Source organism: Pseudoduganella sp. RAF53_2 (genome assembly GCF_052113985.1).
Lineage (GTDB): Bacteria > Pseudomonadota > Gammaproteobacteria > Burkholderiales > Burkholderiaceae_D > Rugamonas.
The window spans coordinates 1-1,529 of the sequence record NZ_JBFRDW010000951.1; the positions used below are offsets into that span (position 1 = coordinate 1).

A 1,529-nucleotide genomic window follows, 5' to 3' on the forward strand; every position below is an offset into this window, starting at 1 on the left:
CAGCGCGACAGGGCCGGACGGCGCCGCCAGAGTCGCGCGCCTGCTGGGCCGCTCGCCACGCGGCATCGAAAGCTTCATCGCGCAGGGCGAGGCCGAGCTGCTGCGCCACCGCGCGCTCGCAGACTGGCGTACGCGCGCGCTGCAATTCGCGCTGGCGCTGGTGTGGATTGCGACAGCGGTCATCAGTGCCTTTGTCTATCCGGTCAGCGGCAGCCTCGAGATCCTGGCGCGCGTGGGCCTGCACGGCAGTGTGGCGCCGGTTGCGCTGTACGGCGCCAGCCTGCTGCACTTTGCACTCGGCATCGCCACGCTGGCCTGGCCGCGGCGCGCACTGTGGGCCGTGCAAGCAGCGCTGATTCTCGGCTATAGCATCGTCATCACGGCCGCCATGCCGGAATACTGGGCGCATCCTTTCGGGCCAGTGCTAAAGAACCTGCCCATCCTGGCCATCCTGGCCGTGCTTTACGCGGAGCCGACATCATGGAATACCTGACCATCAAAGCCATCCACATCATCTCTTCCGTTTTCCTGGTGGGGACGGGCTCTGGAACGGCCTTCTATCTTTTCTTCGCCAACCGCTCGGGATCGGTGGAGTCCATCGCCACGGTGTCGCGGCTGGTGGTGCGCGCGGATTGGTGGTTCACCACGCCGGCCGGCATCGTGCAGCCGCTGTCCGGCGCCTGGATGATTTACACGGCGGGTTATCCGCTCAGCGCACTGTGGATCAAGCTGTCGCTGGCGCTGTATGGAGTCGCCGGCGTTTGCTGGCTGCCGGTGGTGTGGTATCAGCTGAAGATGGCCAGGCTGGCGCTGGCCGCGCACGAAGGAGGAACGGAGCTGCCGCGCGCGTACTGGCGTTATGCGCGGCGCTGGGAGTTGCTGGGCTATCCGGCCTTTGCGGCGATGGCGGCGATCTACTTCCTGATGGTGCTGAAACCTATTTAGACTTGGACTTGTCGATCACTTCGCGGCAGTCGCCCTTGAAGGCCGCGTTGTCGTAATTGGTCCAGCCATAGCTGTCCACGTAGCGCTTGTGCAGCTTGAACTGCGGGCTGAGGAAGCTCCATTCGAGGTGGTCGTCCGGATAGCGGATGTCGCCCATATCGACCAGGGTATGGAAAAAGTTTTCGGTGGCCAGCTTCGATTTACGGTGCGCCTTCAGCTGCGTGATCTTCTCCGGGTAGCGCACGGCGTAATCGTCCGAGTACCACATGAAAGCCGGCACGTGGAATTCATACTGCGTGTTGTGGCCGTGGAAGGCGAGACGGCAGGCGCCGTCGTATAGCGTTTGTCCGTGGTCCGCCACATACATCAGGGACGACAACGGGGAGCTCAGTTTCAGTGTATCGATCACCTGCGACAGGAACCAATCCGTGTACAGGATCGAATTGTCGTAACTGTTATTCAGCTGCGGCTTGATCTTCAGGTCCGTGTACACCGGCTTGTCGATGCCGAACAGCGATGGCTGCCATTGGTCGAAAGCCTTCGGGTGGCGCTGGCTGTAGTTCCAGTGGCTGCCGAGCGTGTGC

General features: G+C 62.6%; 3 protein-coding genes. 2 read left to right on the forward strand and 1 reads right to left on the reverse strand.

What is annotated here, in order from left to right:
- The coding region (locus AB4Z11_RS31325; protein ID WP_442030027.1) for a DoxX-like family protein at window positions 1-493 on the forward strand (493 nt) is incomplete at its 5' end.
- On the forward strand, window positions 478-945 hold the full coding sequence (locus AB4Z11_RS31330) for a DUF2269 family protein (protein ID WP_442030031.1): 468 nt from the start codon (window positions 478-480) through the stop codon (window positions 943-945). The genes AB4Z11_RS31325 and AB4Z11_RS31330, both read left to right, overlap by 16 nt.
- On the opposite strand, the gene AB4Z11_RS31335 is transcribed toward AB4Z11_RS31330, so the two are convergent.
- A partial coding sequence (locus AB4Z11_RS31335; RefSeq protein WP_442030029.1) for a sulfatase-like hydrolase/transferase occupies window positions 938-1,529 on the reverse strand: 592 nt, incomplete at its 5' end. The genes AB4Z11_RS31330 and AB4Z11_RS31335 overlap by 8 nt on opposite strands.